The sequence below is a fragment of the Endozoicomonas sp. ALD068 genome (genome assembly GCF_049310145.1).
Lineage (GTDB): Bacteria > Pseudomonadota > Gammaproteobacteria > Pseudomonadales > Endozoicomonadaceae > Endozoicomonas_A.
The window spans coordinates 2,414,037-2,437,670 of sequence record NZ_JBLYNU010000004.1 but is presented as its reverse complement, the minus strand read 5'-3'; the positions used below and the strand labels follow the sequence as shown (position 1 = coordinate 2,437,670).

Here is a 23,634-nt window from a genome sequence, read left to right as displayed (position 1 = left end):
AGATGAGGGATCAAAGTCAGCCCCGGAATACGTAAACTGTGTCGTTTTTCGGGCTAAAAACCTGTTTTTTAAAATTAATGGGTATTTCAAAACATTCCTTTGATTACCTAAAATGAGCGTGGTCAAGCTCCGGTCGTCTTTCGAACGCCAAATCAGATTTTCAGCGGTGGTTTCTCCCAAACTGTCTGCCGCCTCTTTCCCATAATACGCCTCCTGCTGATATTCCAATGACTTTTGAAGGTTTATCAATGAGTCATCCCAGGCCTCATGTTTTTTACTCGAAGATTATTCTGGCTTTTGCCGTTGTTTCTGTGATTTCCGGGTGGGTTTTGGGAGATGATAGCGGCGGCAGCCGCTTTGACCCCAAGGAATGGCCCCCCCATAAAACCAAAGTTGTAGAGTGGGTAGAATCCATCCCAAAAGATAGTACCGTTACCATAGGTCCCGCTGATCCATCCAAACCCGACGGGATAAATTACATAAAAATGGTGAATGGAACATTAAACATCGAAGGTTCTCTGACGAGCGAATTACCCAGTGGCAATAAAGTGCAGGCCGGGGTTCATATGATCGTCAGCGCTGTAGGCATGAATAATAGAGTCACTAACAAAGGCATACTCAGCAGTGCACGGGAGAAGAAGGGTTACGCTGCAGACGTCGTCATGGCCCTGACCAAATATGGGGATACTATCAGCAACGAGGGCATAGTCACTATTCAGGGGATAAAGAGACGAACTGCACCCACAGCCTTTCAGGCTGCGCACAAAGCTTCTGAGGCCGCTAATGAGATAAATGGAACCTTTAATATTTTAAGCGCTCCCGCAATGGGCTTTCTCATTATCAACGGTTTGGGTACAAACAGTGGCACTCTTAACTTGTCTAGCCAGTCCTCAAGCGACCAACCGTCCTATGGAATGAAAGCCAGAAATCAAAATGTCCACGACTTCGGAGTAGAACAGGGTAATGCAGAAGTTCGCAATAGAGGTACCCTCAACGTTAATGGCAAAAACAATTATGGTATGGCTGCAACCGCCGATGCCAGTAACCCTCCCCCGGTCGGTTACTCCTCCACCGCTGCCAACTGGGCCACTATCAACGTTTCTGGCGACGATAGTGTTGGTATGAGCACAGACACACATCGAGCTAAAGTAGACAACAGTGGTGATATTTTTACCAAAGATAATGCCATTGGCATCAAAATCTCAGGCAATGGTCAGTTAGTGAATGCGGGAACCATAAGAGGTACTGGCACCGGATTGCTTTATTCTGGTAATTTTCCAAGAGGCCTTAGCATTAAACCCGGATACGTCATTGAGGGGTCGCCTGCCATTAAAATGGAGCAGGCAAGTCAATCCCCTCTGTATTTGCACGGAGGATTCATAACAGGAAACATCGAGAGTGCTAGTGGCGAAGACAACACTCTTTATATTGCTCTTCCTGAAGAAGTTCCGGGTAAAAATACGACATTATCCATAAAGGGCAATATTTCCGGCTTTTCCACCATTAAGATTTCCGGATCAGGCTGGAGCCTGAGTGGCTGGATTTCAGAGGCGACAAGGTTTGATACATCCAGTCAAATCAATAGCTTGTTTGTGAGCGATACAATAGCATCCTCCCATGAAGTCCCTGACGCTTCCTTAAGGTTTGCTACTACAAGTGAGAGCCAGAACAAACTGGACATAAATACTGAAGGGGGAGGGAAGGTAGAGAGTCTGAACCTTTTCGGTAGCGCTCAGCTTAATCATTTACCGGAGCTAAAACATATAGCTGTTTACCATTCCGGGAACTGGTCAGTCTCGCCTGTTGCACCTTTGCCTGACCTGCTCACCATTACAGCAGGTTCAGGAGGTCAGATTGAAGAGATAACTACTAAACGTCCCTCGAACAAATCCAAATCACTCTATTTGTCGTTCAGCCAATCAACTTTGGTTGCTCGTGATCTGGTTGTTCATAGCTTGCCTGAGAGCATCATCAAGACGATTGATCTATCGTCAAAAGACGACCGAAAACCTCTATTGTTGTTTCTGGAAGGGGGGGAAACAGGAACCATCAAGGGCCGTTCTGACCTAAATGATAAATTTGTACTGAATAAGGGGTCAGTAACAGAAGCGGTCAATGATATCTCTACCATCACGGTAACAAGTGACAATGCTGACGCCTGGTCAGCGACAGGGCCAGTGTACAACCCCAATTCCATAAATATAAATGACGGTGCGCAGATCAACAGCATCAATACCCACTCCAGCCGTGGCAGTGACCGTGGCGCTTTAAGTCTGGCATTTAACCGCAGCTATACCAACAACGACTTCATTAAAGTGGATAATCAGGGGAAATTAGGGAGTCTGGACTTCTCGAGTGACGCTGAACGTCCCAGGCTGTGGTTTCTGCAACAAGGTCAAACAGCAGCCATCAAAGGTCGTTCCGATAAACAAGATGAACTTGAACTGAAGACGGGTTCAGTGAAAGGAACGGTTGATAATATCCATACCGTCAGGGTAACAGGTAGGGAGTGGACGGTTCTGAATTGGCTTACCGGCACACAGAAAGTGGATCTGCAAAGCCCTGTTCATCAGATTCGTATTGCCGACAAGAAAGAACAGGGAACCTTGCCAGGCAGCACTCTGGGCCTGGTCAACAGCAACAGTCCAATCAGTATCACCAGCCATGCTGATCAACAATCGGATCTGTGGTTGCGAGGTAAAGCTCAGATCAGCGATCTTCATGGAGTCAGGAATATTCTGCTGGACAGTGCTGACGTTTGGTCAGTGACAGGATCAGTCCCCAACCCTGACTCCATAACCATAACTCCCTATGCCAAGGTCAGCAGCATCAATACCCGCTCCAGTCACGGCGATAATACGTTATCCCTGACATTTAACGGCACCTACACTGACGATAACTTTTTTAAAGTAGATAACCGCGGAACACTGGAGAGACTGGACTTTTCGAACGGCGCTAAACGACCACCTCTACAGCTCTCTCTGAAAGGGGGTGAGATGGGAGTAATCAAGGGTCATCCTGATCGGGATGATCAACTTATACTGAACACCGGCTCAGTAACAGGCGAAGTTAATAATATCCGTACCATCAATGTGACGGGTAAAGCATGGACGTTTCTGAACTGGGCCGTCGGCACACGACAAGTGATCCTGGAAAGCCCTGTTCATCAGATCCGGGTTTCCGACAAGAAACAACAGGAAGTCGTGCCAGGCGCCACTCTGAACCTGATCACCAGCAACAGTCCAGTCAGTATTACCAGTCATGCTGATCAACAAACGGATCTATGGTTGCGGGGAAAAGCCAACATCAGCGATCTTAAGGGTGTCCGAAATATCCTGCTTGACAGTGCTGAAGACTGGTCGGTGAATGGCTCAGTTTACAACTCCAATGCTATCACCATAAGCCCTGAAGCACAGGTCAGCAGTATCAATACCCACTCCACCCACTTAAACAGGGGAAACTCGGATAAAACCTTAACCCTGTTATTTAACGGCACCTACAAAGACGACAATGTCTTTAAAGTAGATAATAGTGGAACACTGGGAAGCCTGGACTTTTCCAGTAACGCTAACCGCCCTCCATTGCAGTTTTCTCTGAAAGGAGGTGAAGTAAAAGAAATCAAGGGTCGTTCTGATAAAAATGATGAACTGATACTTGACAAGGGTTCGTTGACAGAAGCGGTTAATGATATTCATACCATCAGGGTAACAGGTCGGGAATGGACTTTTCTGAATTGGGCCACCGGCACACACAAAGTGGATCTGCACAGCCTTATTCAGCGGATCCGTGTTTCAGACCAGAGAGAGCAGACAGACGAGGAATGGAAAAAAGGGTTGCCAGCAGCGACTCTGGGCATCATCACCCGTAGCAATCCAGTCAGTATCACCAGTCATGCCGATAAACAAACCGATCTATGGTTACAAGGTGAGGCCCGGATCACCGATCTTGAAGGAGCCCGGGGTATCTGGCTGGACAGCGCTAAAGACTGGTCGGTGACGGGGCAAGTACTAAACCCTGACTCCATAACCATAAGACCGGGTGCACAGGTCAAGAATATCAGTACCCACTCCGGATTCGGGACTCAATCTCTGGCTCTGGTGTTTAAAAGTATTGATGCCGACGACGACTTTAAAGTGGATAACTATGGAACACTGGAGAGTCTGGACTTGTCAGCTCATGCTCAGCGCCCTTCTTTAAAGCTCTCTCAGAAAGGCGGTGAAATAGTTAAAGAAATCAAAGGTCGCTCTGATAAAAATGATGAACTGATACTGGACTCCGGCTCAGTAAAAAGAGCGGTTGATAGCATCCATACCATCAGGGTAACAGGTAAAAAATGGGATTTTCTGGACTGGGCCACAAATACACGACAAGTGACTCTGGAAAGCCCCATTCATCAGATCCGTGTTTACGACAAAAAAGATCAGGAAACAGTTCCAGAAGAGACCCTGAGCATCATCAGTGATAAGAATCATCCAGTCATTATTACCAGTCATGCCGATAAACAGGCAGATCTATGGCTGAAAGGTGAAGCCCAGATCAGAAAGCTTCAAGGAGCCAGACACATCCTGCTGGACAGTGCAGATGCCTGGTCGGTGTCAGGGCAAGTCAACAACCCCAGTTCCATAACCATAAGTCCTGATGCCCGGGTCAGCAGCATCAATACTCGTTCCACCTATGGCAATAAAACCTTAGCTGTGGCATTTAACGGCACCTTTAGCAACAACGATTTTTTTAAAGTGGATAACCATGGAACACTGGCAAGCCTGGACTTTTCCAGCGACGCCCACCGCCCTTCACTGCAATTTATCCAATCCGGTGGAGCTGCTGACCTTGTAAAAGCACGCCCTGGAATGAACGACACTCTTGTAATGGTCGCAGGCACTATCAGGGAACAGAGCGGCTTTGACAACCTGATCGTGCAGGGAGATACATGGGGCTATTTGAGAATGGATAATCTTGACCTTGTGAACCTTGTTAAAGGCGCTGTCGTTAACAGAATCACGGATGACCCAAAGGTTGAAAAAGGAACTGATCGTCTGGTATTAGGCTTTAAAAAGTCTTTATTTAATCGGTCAGCCTTTGCTATCAATAATGAAGGCGGTGAAATCCATGAAATCGATCTCTCAGGGCCAGACTCCGCACGTCCGAAACTCTTTCTGAACCATCTCGATGGCATCACCGAAAACATTAAAGGTCAACAAGGCCACGGCGATAGTCTGTTTCTCAGCGGTGGCAAGATCACTGGATCGGTCAGTGGCATAGATGATGTCTCGATCACAGGCAAACAATGGGAAACCATTGCAATACAGAACCCATTAAGCATCACGGTGACTGAAGACGGTACAGCCAGACTGATAACGACCAGAGACGCAGGCCCTGCTGGCGGTGCTTTAACATTACCTCTTAAATTCACTAAGTCAGCGGTACTTTTCAAGAAAGTACCATTAAACACCCGTGGCACAATAAAGGAGATGAAGTTTGATGACACCGGTCACCGCCCACCCATCAACATTGTCCTTAAGGCTGGCACCATTGGCAGCATCCGGAGCCTACCGGGTAAAGGTGACAGTCTGGATGTTCAGAACAGTACCGTAGAGGGCGACATTATCGGGCTGGACTCCCTGACCTTCAGTGGTCCGGAGGCTCAATTCGGCGGTCAGCTGATTGAGACTATGGGAACAGTGAGCATTTCAGGCAAACTGACCCTGACCTCAAACCTGAAATTGTCTGTCACTCCCGTCAAATTTTTACAATCTGTTTCAGAAGCTGAATCTGATACCTCAACCGCCTTGGCCAAGACAACTGTCCATATTAACAAAGGCGGTACTTTATACCCGAAGGCACCTTCTGCAGCTCTGTCGTCCAGACGTGACAGTGCCTTGGAAGTGGCAGGTCTTTATAAGCAAGAGGGCACACTGGTAGTGACTCTGGATGAACTGCGTGACCTGAAAGCACCTTACATCAAAGCCAGCAGAATTGAAGTCGGCCCTGAAGCCGGTGTTTTACTGAATAATCAACCGGATATCGGTGAGAGCACCGAATATCTTTTGATGCAATCAAGCGACTGCGACATTAAAACAATGCCCTCCCTGGTAACGACTTCATTCACTCCTCACACCCTTTACTACCTTCGCCTGACGGCCAGACAGCTGTTCCTTGTCAGCTACCATGTAGCGACATTTGTTGCGGATCTTGCCAGATCCGGCGGTGCCAACGATTCAGCCTTGAAAGCGATTGAGATAGCACTGACTACCCGTCAATCAAACGACAGTGAACCATTGAATAACTGGATCCTGAGTCAGGTCAAGATGATCAATAACAACACTGCCGAAGTCGCCAAAATTGTCAACCAGATGACTCCGGACCTGTCCGGTGCGTCCATAAGTTCTGCCAACGCTTCGATCAGACAGGCCCGTACTGCAGTTGGCGCCCGACAGACTGGCCTTCGCAACGGTATTGCTGCGGGTGATATGGTTGCCTCCGGTAATGTCTGGATGCAGTATGCCAACACGGATGCCAGGCAGGATAAAAAGGACGGGTACAACGGCTATGAAGCCAAAACCCACGGCTTCACAATGGGTGTTGACTCTGATCTGAATGAACGCATGACGTTAGGTGTCGCCTATACCTACTCAAAGGGTGATGTTAACGGGACCGATGGCTCAAGCAGCAGGATTGATACCGAAGGGCATACCTTCAGCGTCTATTCGAGCTTTGCGCAGGGCTCCGTGTTTGTCGATGGCCGTATAGGTTACAGCTGGAGTAATAATGATGGTAAACGTAACGTTGTCGGCAATGAGATCAAGGCCAAACATGATCTCAATTCGTGGGATGTTGGTCTTCTGACTGGCTATAAAATGCCATTGGGTCAGTCAGGAGAATGGCACTGGTTGCCACAACTGGCCTTCAACTATGCCAGCATCAAGCCAGACGACTACCGGGAGACAAGCGTTAACGATTGGTCAGATATCCTGCGGTTTGCAAGAGTCAAAAGCGACACTTACGAGATACTGGAACTGGGCGCTGGTCTGAAACTGTCGGGCGATATCACCACAGCCAGTATGACCGTCAAACCTGAAGTCAGCCTGATGGCCTTCCACGATTTCAAGGATGACCCGGTGAGCATGACCGCGCAATTTGCCCAGGGTGGCAATGCTTTTCTGATGAGCGGGGCCAAACGTGAACAAAGCCGTTACCAGTTCGATGCAGTGATTAATATGGAGAGCCACAGCAACCTGGCCTTTACCATCAGCTATCACTATGACTGGATGGACAGCTTCAAGGCCTATGGTTTTATTGCCAGAGTCAGCTACGGGTTCTGAGTAAGCCGTCAATTTTTCACCGGAAAGAGCGTAAAACCCTGTACTTTTAGAGGGTGTTGCAAAACTTCAACAACTACTCAGGTTCGGCTTATGCGTTTTGTTCTCAACCTCTGGAGAAAGGGCTTTGATGAGAATATTCATCTGATGGCTGGTCAATGTCGAAATGGCATCAAGAAATGCCTTGATGAGATCATATTGCATAATTGCATACCTGAAAGTAGGAGGCTGCTGCATCATAGTTCAAACAACAGGTAAGGCTAATTTAGCCTTTTTTACTTGTGGCGCATAAATTTCCCGACCCGTGAACAGGACTTCCTCCTGATCAGCGGTAAAACTACGACACCTGAGAAATGTGAACTGGTGGAAGTAGCTTAACCTGGTGTTCATTACAGCTCGGTATTGGGCTCGTCATCCTTGTCTTTCCTTTTCGGCCATTTCAGGATCTCTTTCACATCATCTTGTGTGAGCGATCTTATGTCATTACGCATGGACGAGAAAGAGTGATAAAGCGCCATATTGAAATCGTCCCTGGCTTCCCGGTCCTGCAAGTCTTGTGAAAAGCCGCGAAACAACTTCTTACTGAACCTGCCATCTTTGTCGTTCAGTGTCTGCCAACAGAGCATCATCGCTCTCATGGCTTCAAAGCTGAACTGAGTATCATTATTTCTTGAGGTAGCACAATTGCATGCTCCTCCACAGTTACAGTTTTCCGGGAATTCCGCAAAATGTGCGGGGGGTTGGTTAGCTCTGGCTGCAGCATCATAATTATCGATGGAGAATGTCAGGGTATAAAAATTGGAGTTAACTGAAATCGCTAATATCTGAATGTTATTGTTGGGTAATTTCCTAAGGTGGTATTGAACGACAGTTCCTTTTTGAAAGTATAATGATAAAAAATTTGATGGTTGCAGGTTTGCACTATCATCTTCACTGGTTTTCTCATGCACAATAATATTGGCAGGTCTGACTGTATTGAATAACTCAGGTATTATCAAATTAAACGTACCGTAGGACGTAGAGTTTAGTAGATGCTCTATTATCCATTGTCGTGTTTCTGGATTATTCAGGAAAAGGTCAAATATAAGGTTATTATCGTCTATAGCTTTTGTGCTTGACGATAAAAGCGTTTGAGCATTATCGGTCTCATCTGTAGGAGATCGAGATACAGATATAGAGCGACTATCGATACTTACATGTTCTGGTAAAGTGGTTGGCGTTGCTGCTTCAAGCGCGTTCACCTTTTCTTCGCTATTTAGTAAGTTTTGAAAAAGCATCCTGCTAGTCCAGATAAAAGGCATAGCAAAAAAGCTTAATATATGGGCAAATTTACGTGCTGTTGTTTTCGTTTCACTTCTTAGTGTGTAACGAGTGTGTAAGCGATGCTGAAGGTTATGTTGGCCATTTCCTAATAAGCTACTAAAAAAAGCTGGCACACGATTGGCCGTGTTATGTTGATTAAGCTCTATATTAGCGGAAGAGGTCAGGTCATAATTGACAAAACGATCCCCGGAAATATAACTAAAAAAGCTAGTGGGGTTATTCAAATAGCTATTTATTGTTCTCCCATTGTGACTGAAATTAGCGGATGATGTGGCTGTACCATCAAGTACTAATTGACCTAAACGCTCCAGTTTCCATGTAAAGTGCAGGTCATTTGAATTTGAATAAGATGATAGCAAGCAGAGACAGAGTAAAATGATTAATCTTATGTCTATTTTCATCGTTAATTACCTGTTTTTTACTAATATCAATTTTCGGTGAATGATTGAGAGTAGCACACACAGTTTATATGACTGTTTTTTTTGAGGATTCTGACACCTGATGTTCATTTTGATTGCTCTAGACCAAAAAATACACGATCACTCATGTTGTCACTCTGATAATCTGAGTCATCTGTATCGTTATTGCTTGAATCCAGCCTTAAAGATAATGATGATTTTATCGAGGCCACAATAAAAAGAAACCCCGAGGTTTCTGAATACTTCGAATAATCTGCGAATAAGGTTTGATCTATTCAGACAATGTCATCCGGTGCAAACCCTGTTGTTGTTTTTCTTATTGCGTACTTCAGGCTGATGAGGGAACTTTGTAAAAATTCTGCTGTCAAAAGAAACTAATTAATTGATGCACTAGGAGCCTGACCGAGAATAGACTGCCCTACTGCGGCGGCAGCAAATTGGTCTGAAAATCCGCTTTTGTTCGTCAAATAGCTCGCTATTCTCCTCACAAAACCGAATTTTCATCCTCAATTTTCTGCCGTCCTCGCTACGGGCGCTATTCTCGGTCAGGCTCCTAGTAATGGGATGGATAATAACATGAGAGGGATTTCTTGGTGATAACTGCTGCTTTAGTTGATAAATCAGATCTTTACAGCCGGACAACGAATCCGGATCAGGATGCCGTGACTGCCAGTCCATCCATTGGGGTTAATGGTTCACCCAAAGGGTATTTGGCTGGTCATAATACCACTGTCGTTCCCGATCCAAAGTCACTAACCGAGGGCAACTGCGGTTCACCTGCTTCAGATCAGGCTGCTGATTGTTTTTCCGGCAACCGGGAACAATTTGGGGGCAAGGGGATGTTTTTGCAGCGCATGAAAGAAGCCAGTCTGTCTAAAACAGAAGGGATGACTGGCTGGCGGGTCTGGCGAAATTGATTGCCAGTGATGACTATTACGAACAGGTTAAAGATTCTGAAGCGGCCCGAAAAATCCGGGGGCTGCACCGTCAGGTGGACAGACTCTCTGGATCACAGCCCGTGATTATCCGCAGTTCCGGTATCAACGAAGATAACTACGGCGATGCCCAGGCAGGCAAATACCTCTCTGTCATTCAGGCAGGAGGCGATGTTTTCAGAACCTGTCTTAAGGTCATGGCCTCAGGTTACCGGCCTGAAGTCTGTCCCCAAGGCATACCGCAACCCATGGCGCTGATCATCCAACAGTGTATTGATTGTCGATATGGTGGAGTCGTTATGAGCTTTCAATCCTTTCAGGATGATACCGTCAGGATTGAGTACACACTGGGTCAGCCCAGAGGCGCAGCAGTAGCAGGACAGTCCGGTAACACGCCCCACCGTATCGATATTTGTCGCAGGGAAGGCGCTGAAAACTTTCAATACTTTCCCGGCAAGGTGTCAAGTTACTTTGTCCTGCACAAAAACAATAACGGCTATTCGGAAACTTTCGAGGTTCGGTCATTGCGGGATGAAATACTGACATTGAGCAACCGGTTCGAGGCGCTGAAAAAGACCATCCGATCCGGGTTAGAGACTATCATCCTGCTTCTTGATAATGGTAAAAACAGGCAGATAACATTTCATCAATGGCTGACTGCCTGTCAGCAACTGAAATCCTCTTTGCAAGCACTGAATCCTAAAGAGGTTGAGCAGGTCCGGAGTGTTCATGAGCTGATTTTTGCCTTGCACCGGCGCTTTGTATATGCACTGGCACCGATCAGTCAGCATTCCGGTCAGGGCGAGCTATCAAAAGAAAAGAAAATTACCTACCTTGATTACACAACTCAGCGCAACCCGGGAGAAAAGGCGCCGCTATTGAGGCCGTCCTCGAAGCCATTAATCGAAAAGCTTAATTGTTATGGGACTGTGGTCATTATGGATGATGTCTTGATTGTTAACCTGAAGCTTGGAAGTCATGTGTGCCTTATTGATCTGCTTGAATACGCAGAGGGAGGCAAAGAACGAACCTTACGGCTGAAATTCTCTGACCAGTTTTATAAAGATGATGGTGTTGGTAAAACCGCCAAGTTAAAGCGTATGTGGCTTCTGGTGCAGTTATTGAAAGTGCTCCAACTGGATGAAAATGCTGATAGCATGAAGTTGAATTGCAATGCAGTAGCCGGAGGCATTACCGTCGAATGCACGCGAATGAAATCAACTAAAAACATGCAGGATGCCTTTGAAAAACTGATCATTGCGTTACGTGATATGCGTAATGTAGATTGTAAAATGCAGTACATTAAGGTTTTTGAAGGAGATCAGTGGAGCTTTAGCTTGCTTGCACAACGCCTGACTGGCGATGTTGCGGCAGAAGCTGACAGGTTCGCCTTTCAACATTGCCTTTTCGCAATGTATTATGAGCAGCATTTCACCTGCAGTCCTGATTATTTGCTTTTATTACCCGAACACTACCAGCAATTTATTAATTATGCCCAACGGTTTGCAGAGTGTCGTGATAAATCGTGTCGTGATAAATCGTGTCGTGATAAATCGTGTCGTGATAAATCGGAGGACGACTATCGGCAAATATTAATAAGCAATGAGATCACTGAAGAAACCCGCAGGGAATTTTTACATCATTTGTTATTCCTGGATGCCAAAAGAACGGCTCCATTGGTTGAGGATGTTTACCCCGATTTGAGAGATAAATACTATGTTATAAAACCATCATCCTACAGTTACAGACCAAGTTTTGAAATCCCTCCGGATCTGTGGCTTTCTGATGATAAAGAAATTTTCAAAAAACCTTGCTGATGCACGGACTGCAATATGGCAGTCAACGGGTCAGGAATGATAAAGACCTGGTATTACCAATCATTGCAGAGCGTCAAGAAAACCTTGAGTTTGCTGGTGAAAAAATGAAGAATGATAAAGAGGTTGTCATGACTGCAATCAAAAAGCACGGCAATTGGCTGCAATATGTCAGCCCGGAAATACGGGATGATGAAAATATTGTAAAGGCCGCTATCGCCAGTTATCCAACCGCGCTGAGATATGCAAGTGAAAGAATCCGAAGTGATAAAGACATTATAAAAATAGTTATCGATAATGATATTGTTTACTTACGATGTGCCAGTACAAAGGTACTGAGTGATCGCGAGTATTTGCTGAACTTGATTGAACGTGATCATCATGTTTTCGACTATGCTGCTGATGAACTTAGATACGATAAGGATTTTATCAGGTCAGCAATCTTCAGGAACCCGGATGTTGTTGAATATGTCTCCCAGACGACTTTAAGTCCGATACGACTTTAAGAATGTGCTTCAGTACTGAGAGTGCAAGTCAGCACTTTGCGCTGTCAGCGGGACGAACTCTCCAGGACACTGTCGGTTATTGTCCGCAATTCCGGCATCCGCTGTTCGATAATGCGCTAGAATGCACAAGCAAAGCATCAGGGGTTGTTATACATCCGGTCAATTCTTCGGCGGCAACCATGTTCTCTCGGAGGTTCGGATCATGTTATGGCAGTGGGTCTTCTGGCTCAGTCTGGCAGGCACTTTGGTTATTGGTGCGATTCTGTTTCGGGATCTGGGTGATATCAGTCAGTCGTTCATCAGGGTTAAGCGAGAAAACATCCTTCGTGCGATTCGCCAGGAGCGTCGCCTCATGGCGATCGGCCTTGGTCTGGCGTTGCTGATGGCCCTGTGTCATCTGACGTATGATGCCGGCAGCGGCTGGACCTTCTGGTCAGCGGCAGCACTGGTGACATTGTTCTATGGCTTTCCCTATGTCTGGATTCACATAGGCCTGCGCAATCAGCAAGGCACTGCAAGCTATTACTCCATCGACAAGGCTCGCAACTTTATCAATCCCTCCACCAGTATGCTGGTGATCGAGAACAATGGCGAAGCGGCTGCGCATAGTGATTACGACTTGAGTCGGCCGCACCTGGCCAGCAGTGCCAGAGGTCTTGGTGGCGAGAAGCGCTTGATCATGACTTATTGCGCACTGGCAAATCTGGGTTTGGGCTTCAAGGCCGAAATGGATGGCCGTCCTATCGATTTAGACGTGCTGGCACAGCATGGTAATAACCTGGTGATGCGTGACAAACAAACCCGTGAGCCGATTCAGCATATTTTCGGTCAGCGCGTTTGCGACTTGTCTGCAAACAGTCATGGACGGCCCGACAGACATTCGACCTGCGAGCGCCAGGGCATGCCGCTTTGGCCAACGTTTCGCATGAGTTTTCGCGCCTTTGAAAAGGCCTATCCAAATGGGCGTGTGTTTCTGAACAAGCCGGTGTCTAATCCGTTTCTGCGTTTGCTGGATGCCGGTATCGACTCGATCTTTGCTGTCTTGCTCGGTCGGCATGCTCGTGAGAACACGCCTGTTATCGATAATATGACCCATTATGATGATCGGCTCCCTAACAAGACGTATATATGGGGTATCGCGCTAAATGGTGATGCAGTGGCCTATACAGAGGACTTTGTGTTTGAGCAGGATAATGTCATCAACGTGACGATTGGCGGTCGAGCGGTAGTCATTGCATACGATTCTAAACTGGAAAGTCTTGGGGCCTGGTACAACGACAGCGGTCAGTCTGTCACCCGTATCGACTTCAATGGCCGATCGGATCGTGGCCGATTGATGCGGATTGAAGCCCTGCGGCCCGGCATGTTTTGGCATGTTTGGGTGGAGTTTTTTCCAGCCACCGACATCAATCGTCTCGACAAGGTATCGTGGCAAACTTAAGGCTGAAGAGTGAACTTTATAAAAACAGTACTGTCAAAAGAAAGTAATTTATTGATGCACTAGGAGGCTCCTAGAGAGCCATTAATGATTACTCCGTAGTTCAGTGATTTTCACCGAACGGTCCCTGGAGACGGTTACCACATAGCGACCATCGGCGCTGAAGGCGGCTGATTTTAAACCGCAATCATTAGAAAAAATGCCGTTTTTGTGTGAAATGCGGGCTTTTTCTAACCATGACCCATCGGTCTCCTGACCAATTATTGTCGCTGTTCCGTCTTTGCTGGCAGTCACCACATGGCAGCCATCAGGGCTGAAAGTGGCTGATATGACTCCGCCTTCATGGAAAATGCTGGCTTCTTGTTGCCACGACCCACCGGCTTTCTGGCTATAGATTCTTGCCCTGCGATCCTCACAGGCAGTCACCAGATAGCGGCTATCGGGGCTGAAGTTGGCTTTGTAGACCCAGAAATTATGGTGAATGGTGTCTTCTTGTTCCCATGATCCATCGGCCTTATGACCGAAGATTACAACCGTGTAATCGGTACTGGCGGTCACCATATAGTGATCATCGGGGCTGAAGGTCGCTGATTTGATGCTGTTATCATGTTCAAAGCTGGTATTTTCTAACCATGATTCACCGGCCTGCTGGCTGAGGATTGTTGCCGTACGATGCTTATTGGCTATAACCAGATGGCGGCCATCGGAGCTGAAGCTGGCTCTTTTGATCGGACTGTCCTGTTGGATAGTGGCTTCACTTTTCCATGATCCATCGTCCCTGAGGCCATAGATTTTTGCCGTTTGATCTCTACTGGCGGTTACCACACGGCGACCATCGGTGCTGAAACGGGCTGAGCTGACACGGGCAGTATGGGTAATGCAGCCTACTCTTTCCCAGGACCCATCGGCCTGATGGCCACAGATTACAGCCGTGCCATCGGTACTGGCAGTTACCATATGCTGACCATCGGGGCTGAAGGTGGCTGATCTGAGCCAATCGGCATGGTGAATGATGTCTTTTACTTCCCATAAGCCAGCACCCTTGTGAACGTAGATTTGTGCTGTGTCGTTATCGTAACGGGTAATGACCAGGTGGCAGCCATCGACACTGAGACTGGCCGAGTCGATGCGGCTATTTAGTTTGATGGTTGATCTAGTCACTAAGTTAAATGTTTTGCATTCAGCCATCAGCCTGGCTTTGGTGAAAAAAAACAGAGCAGGCACATAAGCCCCCTCCGGGTTGCGATCTGTGAGTGACTTCACCAACGCCTGATCATTCGTGAAGGATTCAAACCAATCACGAAGTTGATCCTTGTTTTTTGTATTGATGGCTATCCTCAGCTGATTCTGATGCGAGGAAGGAAAACGGCGATACCAGGCTTTTGCCTCAGCATTATCCTCTTTGATTGCATCGCGCAGGAGGGTACATACCTGTTTTAAACGGCAGATATCCCGAAGTTCCAGACAGCGAAAAATTATGGGTAATGAGGATAAGTCCAGCAGTGAGGGTTTATCCTTTTTTTCCCTGATTGCTACAGTGACACTCCTGCCTGCAATGGTGCCCGTTGTTGTTGCCGATTCCTCTTGCCCGGGTGGTGGTGAGGTGTGACTTTCACTACTGAAGTCAGTATCTATTCCATTCATGCCTGGTTCCCCGAGAGTAAATATTTATTCTCGATAGTTAAGGATGTCGAACAATAATCTCGTTGGTTAGAGTCGGCTTTGAAAAGAAAGTTCATCCTATTGTTAAGCGAAACGAGCAAAGTGTCCGTCTTTCTGCATAGGCAGAATGTCGTTACTCAGTGACAGTAAACAATGAATTACTGCTCCGTAGTTCAGTGATTTTGACTGCGCCGTCGGAACCGGCGGTGATCACATGGCTGCCATCGGCGCTGAAGGCTGCTGAGGTGATCCAGCCATCATCAGGGTCAATGCTGTTATTGTGGGAAATGCTGGCTTTTTCTAACCATGTTCCATCGGCCTCCTGACCAATTATTTTCGCTGTTACGTCGTCACTGCCAGTCACCACATGACGGCCATCAGGGCTGAAAGTGGCTAGTAAGACTGCGTCTTCATGGCTGATGTTGGCGACAGGTTTCCATGATCCATCGGTTTTCCGGGCACAGATTTTTATCGTGTTATCACTACTGGCAGTTACCAGATAACGGCTATCGGGGCTAAAGTTGGCATCGCAGACACGGTCAGTATGGTGAATGGTGTCTTCTGGTTGCCATGATCCATCGGCCTTATGACCGTAGATTACAGCCTTGCCATCTTTACTGGTAGTGACTAGATGGTGGCTATTGGGGCTGAAGGTGGCTGATTGGACGCTGCCATGATGGTCGATGCTGACTTTTTCTAACCATGATTCATCGGCCTGCTGACTAAGGATTTTTGCCGTTTTATCTTTACAGGCGGTCACCAGGTGCTGGCCATCGGAGCTGAAGCTGGCAAATTTGATCTTACTTTTCTGCAAGATAGTAGCTTCGCTTTCCCATGATCCATCGTCCCTGAAGCCATAGACTTTTGCCGTTTTATCTTTGCTGGCAGTCACCAGATGGCGGCTATCAGCGCTGAAGCTGGCTGAGACGACATCATCAGTATGAGCAATGATGCCTGCCAGTTCCCAGGACCCATCGGCCTTGTGGCTGTGAATTAAGGCCGTGCCATCATAACTGGTAGTCACCAGATGCTGACTATCGGGGCTGAAGGTGGCTGAATTGACCCAATGGGCATGGCGAACGACGAGTTTTAGTTCCCACAATCCAGCATCCTTATGAAAGTAGATTTTTGCTGTGTGATCTTGACAGGCGGTGACCAAGTGGCAGCCATCGACACTGAGGCTGGCTGAGATCAGTGCTTTATGTTCGTGAATGGTCGATGTTGTGACTAATTTAAATGTTTTACATTCAGCCATCAGCCTGGCTTTGGTGAAAAAAAACAGAGCAGGCACATAAGCCCCCTCCGGGTTGCGATCTGTGAGTGACTTCACCAACGCCTGATCATTCGTGAACGATTCAAACCAATCACGAAGTTGATCCTTATTTTTTGTATTGATGGCTATCCTCAGCTGACTCTGGTGCGAGGAAGGAAAACGGCGATACCAGGCTTTTGCCTCAGCATTATCCTCTTTGATTGCATCGCGCAGGAGGGTACATACCTGTTTTAAACGGCAGATATCCCGAAGTTCCAGACAGCGAAAAATCATGGGTAATGAGGATAAGTCCAGCAGTGAGGGTTTATCCTTTTTTTCCCTGATTGCTACAGTGACACTCCTGCCTGCAATGGTGCCCGTTGTTGTTGCCGATTCCTCTTGCCCGGGTGGTGGTGAGGTGTGACTTTCACTACTGAAGTCAGTATCTATTCCATTCATGCCTGGTTCCCCGAGAGTAAATATTTATTCTCGATAGTTAAGGATGTCGAACAATAATCTCGTTGGTTAGAGTCGGCTTTGAAAAGAAAGTTCATCCTATTGTTAAGCGAAACGAGCAAAGTGTCCGTCTTTCTGCATAGGCAGAATGTCGTTACTCAGTGACGGTAAACAATGAATTACTGCTCCGTAGTTCAGTGATTTTGACTGCGCCGTCGGAACCGGCGGTGATTACATGGCTGCCATCGGCACTGAAGGCTGCTGAGGTGACGCAGCAACCATGAGGGTTAATGCTGTTATGGTGGGAAATGCTGGCTTTTTCTAACCATGTACCATCGGCCTCCTGACCAATTATTTTCGCTGTTTCGTCACTACTGCCAGTCATCACATGACGGCCATCAGGGCTGAAAGTGGCTGAGAAGACTTCGTCTTCATGGCTGATGTTGGCGACAGGCTCCCATGATCCATCGGTTTTCCGGGCACAGATTTTTATCGTGTTATCACTACTGGCAGTTACCAGATAACGGCTATCGGGGCTAAAGTTGGCATCGCAGACACAGTCAGTATGGTGAATGGTGTCTTCTGGTTGCCATGATCCATCGGCCTTATGACCGTAGATTACAGCCTTGCCATCTTTACTGGTAGTGACTAGATGGTGGCTATTGGGGCTGAAGGTGGCTGATTGGACGCTGCCATGATGGTCGATGCTGACTTTTTCTAACCATGATTCATCGGCCTGCTGACTAAGGATTTTTGCCGTTTTATCTTTACAGGCGGTCACCAGATGCTGGCCATCGGAGCTGAAGCTGGCAAATTTGATCGGACTTTTCTGCAAGATAGTAGCTTCGCTTCCCCATGATCCATCGTCCCTGAGGCCATAGACTTTTGCCGTTTTATCTTTACTGGCAGTCACCAGATGGCGGCTATCAGCGCTGAAGCTGGCTGAGACGACACCATCAGTATGAGCAATGATGCCTGCCAGTTCCCAGGACCCATCGGCCTTGTGGCTGTGAATTAAGGCTTTGCCATCATAACTGGTAGTCACCAGATGCAGACTATTGGGGCTGAAGGTGGCTGAAAAGACCCAATGGGCATGGCGAATGACGAGTTTTAGTTCCCATAATCCAACATCCTTATGAAAGTAGATTTTTGCTGAGTGATCTTGACAGACGGTGACCAAGTGGCAGCCATCGACACTGAGGCTGGCTGAGATCAGGAATTTATGTTCGTGAATGGTTGACGTTGTGACTAATTTAAATGTTTTACATTCAGCCATCAGCCTGGCTTTGGTGAAAAAAAACAGAGCAGGCACATAAGCCCCCTCCGGGTCGCGATCTGTGAGTGACTTCACTAACGCCTGATCATTCGTGAACGATTCAAACCAATCACGAAGTTGATCCTTGTTTTTTGTATTGATGGCTATCCTCAGCTGATTCTGGTGCGAGGAAGGAAAACGGCGATACCAGGCTTTTGCCTCAGCATTATCCTCTTTGATTGCATCGCGCAGGAGGGTACATACCTGTTTTAAACGGCAGATATCCCGAAGTTCCAGACAGCGAAAAATCATGGGTAATGAGGATAAGTCCAGCAGTGAGGGTTTATCCTTTTTTTCCCTGATTGCTACAGTGACACTCCTGCCTGCAATGGTGCCCGTTGTTGTTGCCGATTCCTCTTGCCCGGGTGGTGGTGAGTTGTGACTTTCACTACTGAAGTCAGTATCTATTCCATTCATGTCTGGTTCCCCGAGAGTAAATATTTATTCCCGATAGTTAAGGATGTCGAACAATAATCTCGTCGGTTAGAGTCGGTTTTGAAAAGAAAGTTCATTCTATTGTTGAGCGAAACGAGCAAAGTGTCCGTCTTTCTGCATAGGCAGAATGTCGCTACTCAGTGCCGGTAAACAATGAATTACTACTATGTACAGAGTTTGCCCCCTAGAGCCCAAGCCATTGATGATCATTGCAACTACAACTTGTCCAATAGTGACATTACGAACATCAGAGTCATTTGTGATACGGGCATCAATATATTCGGCTATCTTTAACTCCCGACACCATAGTGGCAATCAAGCCAGGGTGGTTGAGGTTCTCAGACGGGTACTTAGGTAAATATCAGTCGCTGTGGTGAAAGGCAGTTATCGAATGAGCGTAAAACCCCGTACTTTGATGACGGGGATGAAAGCTCGGCTTGCAGAGCAAGCCCCTTGTGCTACTTTACTATCCGTCAGGTGTTTTTAGCGATTACGCTACCTGACAGGAAAAGTAAAATACCTTCCGCTTTCTGCCCGTGTTTGTTAACGGGGTCGCCTAGACAATCCGAAAGGTAGAGCAGATTGTCGAATAAGGTGTATGCCGCTATAGGGTAAGGTATACACTGCGGTCGAGCATGACCGTCTAGCCGTAGGAATCCCCGTCCTTTAGAGGGTGTCGCAAAACTCCAACAGCTCGTTCCCATGCTCTTAGGTCGTCATTCCCGCGAAGGCGGGAATCCAGCGCCAACGGTGGATCTCTGCCTTCTCGGGGATGACAAGGCCAGGGGGGCACCGGGCAGTATGGTTCTGGTGGTCAGTCAGTGTGGATTCCCGCTTTCGCGGGAATGACGAGAATGAAGCCGGGAATGACGAGAATGAAGCCGGGAATGACGAGAATGAAGCCGGGAATGACGAGAATGAAGCCGGGAATGACGGGAGTCAAATCGTTCCCACGCTGGAGAGAGTTTTGCGACACCCTCTGAAGATGTGAACCAGAGTTTTGCGACACCCTCTTTAGGGCGGGGAGGATGTCAATGCTAACCAATAACTCTGGGATGGATATTAATATGAGAGGGATTTCTTGATGTTACCTGCTGCTCTAGTTGATAAATCAGACCTTTACAGCCTGACAACGAATCTGGATCAGAATGCCGGGACTGCGATTCCATCCATAGGGGCTGATGGTTCATCCGAAGGCTATTTGGCTGGTCATGATACCACTGTCGTTCCCGATCCAAAGTCACTGACCGAGCGCACCTGCCGTCCACCTGATTCAGATCAGGCTGCTGACTGTTTTTCCGGCAACCGGGAACAATTTGGGGGCAAGGGAATGTTTTTGCGGCGCATGAAAAAAGCCGGTCTGTCTGTTCCGCCCTTTGAATGTGTTACTGCCCAGATCATGAATGGGCTTGAACAACACCCTTTGGATACCCATCTTTTAGACCGTTATTTACCTGAGTTTGTTTGTGAACCCCAGACTGAAACCAGTGTCAAAAGCATCCGGGAGTCTATCAATGCCTTGCTGCCTTCAGAGCAAACCAGAAGGGATGAATGGCTGGTGGGTCTGGCGCAATTTATTGCCAGTGATGACTATTACCAACAGGTTAAAGATTCCGACGCGGCCCGGCAAATCAGGGCTTTGCGCCGCCAGCTGGAAGAGCTTTCTAAATCACAGCCCGTGATTGTGCGCAGCTCTGGCATTAATGAAGATAACTACGGCGATGCCCAGGCGGGCAAATACCTTTCTTTAATTCAGGAAGAAGAGGATGTTTTAAGTACCTGCCTTAAGGTCATGGCTTCAGCTTATCGGCCTGAAGTCTGTCCCGAAGGCATACCAAAACCGATGGCACTGATCATCCAGCAGTGTATTGACTGCAAATACGGCGGGGTTGTCATGAGCTTTCAATCTTTTCAGGATGATACCGTCAGGGTTGAGTACACATACGGTCAACCCAAAGGTGTGGTAGCAGGGCAGTCCGGCAACAGGCCCCACCGTATTGATATTTATCGCGAGGATCGTAAAGAAGAAGCTGACAGCTATCAATACTTTGTCGGGACGATCTCAAGTCATTTCGTTCTGCACAAAAAGAACAACGGCTACTCGGAAATATCAATTGATAATGTTAATGCTCAATCAGACGACGGTGGACAGAAACTCACTGATGAAACGGTTTCAGAACTCATAGAGGCGGTGACAAAGCTGGAAGACCTGTTGCTCTGTCCTGTGGATGTGGAGTTTGCCATTGATCGCCGGGGTTGCCTGTTGCTGTTACAGGTGCGCCCTGTTACCCGACTCTCTGGCAGCATGGATTTTGCCATGCTCATACCCAAAGAGACTCTGACCATTGGTGAGGGCATCAGCGAAGGCTATTGCACCGGAACACTTTGGCTGGCCCGGGAACAAGCGGCTGACTCTATGCCAAAGGGAGCCATTGTCGTGGCCGACCACGCTGAAGAGTGGATGCTTGAGCCAGAGTTCCTTAAGCAAGCAGGGGGTTTTGTCTTTGCAAAAGCGGGATTCAATGATCATGTAGCGATCCTCATGAAACAGGAAAAAATAACCTTAATGCGGTGCGCTGAAGAGTTTGCGGCATTGGCCCCTCAGAATGGCCAGCAGGCGACGCTGGCCTGCGCCCGCTTTAACGGTGAGCCCGGAGCCTTTATTGTTGTTGGTGATCTTACCGGAAAACTGGCCAGTCGCAGAAGCCTGGCCTCTGCTGTTGCTGATGCACCCCTGGCAAAGGCCATCCCGTCACGGGAGGATTTGTCTCCCCCTGAAGGCACATTCCTTGAGGTTGCCAGCGGATTTAAATGGCTCACGGAACAAAACGCTCGACTGTTGGTATTTTTTGCCTCCGGCAGCGGACTGGATTGTCTGGCAAACCCGATAAAACTGAGCATGTCGCCACAACGATCAAAGCTACTGGCTGAGACCAGGGAGAGCGTCAATCGGCTGGTGCTTGGGACTCAGTCACTGTTGGCTGGGTACCGGGCATTCCTGGGGCTGGCGGGTAACAGTGATTTATCTCCGCTCAAGTCATGGCGGGAAGAGTTACCGCAACTGGTCAACCGCTTCGAGGCTCTGAAAAAGACCATCCGATATGGTTTGGAGAGTATCATTCTCCCCTCGCAAGCCGGTGAAGAAGACCAGAAATCCAAGGGCGCTTTTCGTCACTGGCTGGCCGCCTGCCAGCAGCTGCAATCTTGCCTTCAGGCACTTAACCCCAAGCAGGCTGATCAGGTCCGGAGTGTCCATGAGCTGATTTTTGCCCTGCATCAGCGCTTCGTAAAGGCACTGGCACCGGTCACAATAGCCTCGGGTCAGGGCCGACTGTCCAGTGAAAGGAAAATTACCTATGTCGATTGTACAACCTCAAGTGATGAGGAACCGCTATTGAGGCCCACCGGCAGAGCATACATGGAAGAGTTGGGGCTCTCAGGGACGGTTATCAGTATGGATGAAGCCATAATTGTTAACCTGAATCTTGGCAGTCATGTGGGCGTGATCGAGCTACTTGAACAGGCAGAGGGAGGTAAAGAAAGAACCTTGCGGCTAACCTTTTCTGACAAATTTGATAGACCTTTTGACTATGGTAGATCCGGCAAGTTCAGGCGTATGTGGTTTCTGGCGCAACTTCTTAAAGAGATCAGACTGGATGAAAATGCGGGTAGCATGAAGCTGAGTTGCAACGCCGCAGCGGGTGAAATGATCGTCGAATGCCCCCGAATGAAATCACGTAAATCCATGCAGTATGCCTTTGAACATCTGATCATTGTATTACGTGCTATGTATAATCTCGATCGTCAGTTCGGGGATAAACTTATTTTTGAAGGCGGCCAGTGGGACTTTAACCGGCTTGCACAGCGCCTTGGTCGTGATGTTGCGACAGAAGAGGATAGATTCGCCTTTCAACATTGCCTTTTCGTAATGTCTTATCGGAGTGGGGGGAGTTGGTACATTACAGCAGCTTGCTGTCGGTTATTAAGCAAATACTACCAACAGTTTATTCATCATGCCCGGCGGTTTGGTGCCTGTCAGTTCTCAGTATTTCTCCGGGAAAAACCGGAGGAAAGCCTGCTGGAAATGTTAATGAGTGATGAGATAACTGAGGATATCCGCAGGGAACTCTTACATCATTTTTTATTATTAAATCCCATAAGCGCCACCCGATTGGTTGAGCGAGTGTATAACCTGGAAAATCAATGCTTTGTTATCAATCCATCGTTCAGACACAAATTGGAGTTTTATGCGCCACCGGGCCCACCGCTCGGGGATCATAAAGAAAAGCTCAGGAGTGCCTTGCTGAAACATGGTCTGGACTGTGCCAGCCAGCGGGTTCGAAATGATAAAGACTTTGTATTACCCGTCATGTCAGAACATCCCATGGAGCTGCGATATTTGAGTGAAAAGTTGCGAGATGATAGAGAGATTGTCATAGCCGCTGTCGAAAAGTATCCGGGAGCTTTGCGTTATGCCAGTAAAAGACTTCGGAGCGATAAAAGCATTATTGGATTGGCAATTGCTGATGGCATTTATGCCTTAACATTCGCCAGTGATACGGTATTGAGTGATCCTGAGTATATGCTGGAGTTAATTGCAAAGAATCATGAAGCTTTCCATTATGCTGCTTCCGAGCTTAAAGATAATGAAGCTTTTATCAATGCAGCAAAACAAAGAAGCCCCGAACTTCGTGAATACCTCAGATAATCTGCAAACAAGGCCTGATCGATTCAGAAAATGTGGACCAGTGCCAACCCTG

At 47.5% G+C, this 23,634-nt stretch carries 13 protein-coding genes and 1 pseudogene; 6 read left to right on the top strand and 8 right to left on the bottom strand.

Annotated elements, in window-relative coordinates:
- Positions 1 to 227: 227 nt before the first annotated feature.
- Complete coding sequence (locus tag ACO6V5_RS08580) at positions 228 to 7,322, top strand: autotransporter outer membrane beta-barrel domain-containing protein (RefSeq protein WP_422411457.1); 7,095 nt, start codon at positions 228 to 230, stop codon at positions 7,320 to 7,322.
- A gap of 66 nt (positions 7,323 to 7,388) precedes the next feature.
- On the opposite strand, the gene ACO6V5_RS08575 is transcribed toward ACO6V5_RS08580, so the two are convergent.
- Positions 7,389 to 7,523 (bottom strand): hypothetical protein, encoded by a 135-nt coding sequence (locus ACO6V5_RS08575; protein ID WP_422137791.1) that lies wholly within the window; start codon positions 7,521 to 7,523, stop codon positions 7,389 to 7,391.
- 185 nt (positions 7,524 to 7,708) lie between these two features.
- On the bottom strand, positions 7,709 to 9,043 hold the full coding sequence (locus ACO6V5_RS08570; RefSeq protein WP_422411459.1) for a hypothetical protein: 1,335 nt from the start codon (positions 9,041 to 9,043) through the stop codon (positions 7,709 to 7,711).
- 611 nt (positions 9,044 to 9,654) lie between these two features.
- On the opposite strand from ACO6V5_RS08570, the gene ACO6V5_RS08565 reads away from it, so the two are divergent.
- The 4 genes from ACO6V5_RS08565 to ACO6V5_RS08550 all read left to right on the top strand — a co-directional run bounded on the left by ACO6V5_RS08565 (position 9,655) and on the right by ACO6V5_RS08550 (position 13,757).
- Positions 9,655 to 9,978: a hypothetical protein gene (locus ACO6V5_RS08565; RefSeq protein WP_422413852.1), complete on the top strand. Its 324-nt coding sequence runs from the start codon at positions 9,655 to 9,657 to the stop codon at positions 9,976 to 9,978.
- Entirely contained in the window at positions 9,975 to 11,813 is a 1,839-nt protein-coding gene (locus tag ACO6V5_RS08560; protein ID WP_422413850.1) for a PEP/pyruvate-binding domain-containing protein, read from the top strand. The genes ACO6V5_RS08565 and ACO6V5_RS08560 overlap by 4 nt, the downstream gene beginning before the upstream one ends.
- Positions 11,813 to 12,316, top strand: a complete 504-nt coding sequence (locus tag ACO6V5_RS08555; protein ID WP_422413848.1) for a DUF4116 domain-containing protein — start codon at positions 11,813 to 11,815, stop codon at positions 12,314 to 12,316. The genes ACO6V5_RS08560 and ACO6V5_RS08555 overlap by 1 nt, the downstream gene beginning before the upstream one ends.
- A gap of 202 nt (positions 12,317 to 12,518) precedes the next feature.
- Positions 12,519 to 13,757: a DUF3179 domain-containing (seleno)protein gene (locus tag ACO6V5_RS08550; RefSeq protein ID WP_422133455.1), complete on the top strand. Its 1,239-nt coding sequence runs from the start codon at positions 12,519 to 12,521 to the stop codon at positions 13,755 to 13,757.
- A gap of 81 nt (positions 13,758 to 13,838) precedes the next feature.
- Here the strand turns inward: ACO6V5_RS08550 and ACO6V5_RS08545 are convergent, their stop codons facing one another.
- From ACO6V5_RS08545 to ACO6V5_RS08520, 6 genes and pseudogenes are all read right to left on the bottom strand, one after another.
- A complete protein-coding gene (locus ACO6V5_RS08545; RefSeq protein WP_422442413.1) occupies positions 13,839 to 15,398 on the bottom strand; it encodes an F-box/WD repeat-containing protein in 1,560 nt (519 codons plus the stop codon).
- 151 nt (positions 15,399 to 15,549) lie between these two features.
- Positions 15,550 to 17,127 carry an F-box/WD repeat-containing protein gene (locus tag ACO6V5_RS08540; protein WP_422442414.1) on the bottom strand — a complete coding sequence of 526 codons (1,578 nt, stop codon included), beginning with the start codon at positions 17,125 to 17,127 and terminating at the stop codon, positions 15,550 to 15,552.
- A 151-nt stretch (positions 17,128 to 17,278) separates the two neighbouring features.
- The gene (locus tag ACO6V5_RS08535; RefSeq protein ID WP_422413722.1) at positions 17,279 to 18,856 is read right to left on the bottom strand and encodes an F-box/WD repeat-containing protein; all 1,578 of its coding nucleotides are present in this window, start codon (positions 18,854 to 18,856) and stop codon (positions 17,279 to 17,281) included.
- 183 nt (positions 18,857 to 19,039) lie between these two features.
- Positions 19,040 to 19,181, bottom strand: a pseudogene (locus tag ACO6V5_RS08530) (DUF4277 domain-containing protein); the annotation flags it as partial.
- 336 nt (positions 19,182 to 19,517) lie between these two features.
- Positions 19,518 to 19,667: a hypothetical protein gene (locus ACO6V5_RS08525; RefSeq protein ID WP_422133459.1), complete on the bottom strand. Its 150-nt coding sequence runs from the start codon at positions 19,665 to 19,667 to the stop codon at positions 19,518 to 19,520.
- Positions 19,668 to 19,688: 21 nt separating this feature from the next.
- On the bottom strand, positions 19,689 to 19,817 hold the full coding sequence (locus ACO6V5_RS08520; protein ID WP_422133460.1) for a hypothetical protein: 129 nt from the start codon (positions 19,815 to 19,817) through the stop codon (positions 19,689 to 19,691).
- Between the two features lie 141 nt (positions 19,818 to 19,958).
- Here ACO6V5_RS08520 and ACO6V5_RS08515 point away from each other — a divergent pair, with 141 nt between their 5' ends.
- Positions 19,959 to 23,582 (top strand): PEP/pyruvate-binding domain-containing protein, encoded by a 3,624-nt coding sequence (locus tag ACO6V5_RS08515; RefSeq protein WP_422413718.1) that lies wholly within the window; start codon positions 19,959 to 19,961, stop codon positions 23,580 to 23,582.
- Positions 23,583 to 23,634 lie beyond the last annotated feature (52 nt).